Origin of the sequence: Phenylobacterium sp., assembly GCF_024508875.1 — a bacterium.
Classification (GTDB): domain Bacteria; phylum Pseudomonadota; class Alphaproteobacteria; order Caulobacterales; family Caulobacteraceae; genus Phenylobacterium.
On record NZ_JANINU010000320.1, the window covers coordinates 1 to 1,778 of the forward strand.

Annotated in this window: 2 protein-coding genes; both read left to right on the forward strand. The window is 70.9% G+C overall.

Annotated features, from left to right (window positions below):
* Window positions 1-641 (forward strand): aminopeptidase N C-terminal domain-containing protein (locus Q0L11_RS20945; RefSeq protein ID WP_296599840.1); only part of this gene is annotated, 641 nt, incomplete at its 5' end.
* 163 nt (window positions 642-804) lie between these two features.
* On the forward strand, window positions 805-1,778 hold a 974-nt coding region (locus Q0L11_RS20950), incomplete at its 3' end, for a PAS-domain containing protein (RefSeq protein ID WP_296599842.1).

Consider the following 1,778-nt stretch of genomic DNA (forward strand, 5'->3'; position numbering starts at 1 on the left):
TCCACACCGGCCTGCAGGACCTGGGCGAGTTCTCGCCCGACGCCGCCGGCGCCGGACGCCGCGCCCTGCGCAACGCGGCGCTGGAACTGATGGCCGCCAACCCGCGCAGCGAGACCGCCGACATCGCCTACGGCCACTATCGCGCGGCGGCCAACATGACCGACATGATCGGCGGCCTGAACGCCCTGATGCTGATCGGCGGCCCGCTGTACGAGGAGGCGCTCACCGACTTCTTCGCCCGCTGGAAGAACGAGCCGCTGGTCATCGACAAGTGGTTCGCTGTCCAGGCCCGCGATCCCGGCGAAGAGGCGCTCGGCCGGATCCTGGCCCTGACCGCCCACCCCGCGTTCGACGCCAAGAACCCCAACCGCCTGCGGGCGCTGGTCTCCAGCTTCGCCAACTTCAACCCGGTCCGCTTCCACGATCCCAGCGGCGCGGGCTACCGGTTCCTGGCCGACCAGATCATCGCCGTCGACCGGTTCAACCCGATGACCGCGGCCCGGCTGGTGGACCCGCTCGGCGGCTGGAAGCGGCTGAGACCCGAATTGGGTAAGCTGATGCGCGCCGAACTGGAGCGGATCGTCGCTGTCGAAGGCTTGTCGAAGAACGTTTACGAATTGGCGACTCGCGCGCTCGACTGATTGCGACGATTGCCCGCGATGACCGCGGGCGGCGGATCAGCATAGACTTCCGTCCCGGTTCGGGGACGCCGAACGGCGGGAGACGTAAGGAGCGGCGGCCTTGGCCGAACGCGGGGGGCAGAATCTCGCAGGCGTGACGCCCGAAAGGCGCGGTCGCGGCCGCGTGTCCGCTCGCAACTATTCCCAGCCGGCCATCCTGACCGTCCTGGTCCTGGTGACCCTGGTCGGCGCCCTGGGCCTCCTGCGCCTGTGGCAGGTGGCGCCTGGGCGGCTCGAGATCGCCCTGTGGGTGGGCGCGCCGGTCGCCACCGCCCTCGCGCTGGGCGTGCTGCTCGTCCTGGAGATGCGCAGCGTCGAGCGGGTGCAGGCCGCCCGTAACGACAGCGAGCAGCGCTTCCGCATGGCCGTCGAGGCCGCCCGCTGCGGCATCTGGGAATGGGATCTGGCGACCGACAAGATCTTCATGTCGGAAGTCACCGCGTCCCTCTTCGGCTGGCGCTCGGGTCTGGTCGACGGCCAGCAGGTGCTGGAACGTGTCGCCCCCGGTCACCGCGACGACATGCGCGAGGCGCTGGCCACCGCCGCCATCTACGGCGACTTCGACGTCAGCTTCCGCGTGCCCCCGCTGGCCGGCGCCCGCCCGGTCTGGATCGACTTCCGAGGCCGCGGCTTCGGCGAAAGCCCCGAAGGCGGCTTCGCCCGGATCATCGGCGTCGCGCTGGATGTCACCGAAGAACGCCTGGCCCAGGCCCGCGCCCAATCCGCCGAGGGCCGCCTGCGCGACGCCATCGAAAGCACCTCCGAGGCGTTCGTCCTGTGGGACCGCAACGGCCGCTTGGTTATGTGCAACAAGAACTTCCGGAGCTACTTCCAGCTCGAGCCCGAGGTCCTCAAGGCTGGCGTGGGCCGCGAGCAGGTGGAGCGCGCCGCCCGGCTCGCCATCCGCCAGGAGTACCCCGCGCCCGGCGGCCGCCGGGGCGTGCGCGAGGCCGAGCTGTCGGACGGGCGCTGGGTGCAGATCTCCGAGCGCCCCACGGCCGAGGGCGGCTTGGTGGTGACCGCCGCCGACATCACCGTCCTGAAGACCCAGGAGGAGGCCCGCCGGATCAAGGAGGAGGAGCTCCGCCGCGCGGTCAT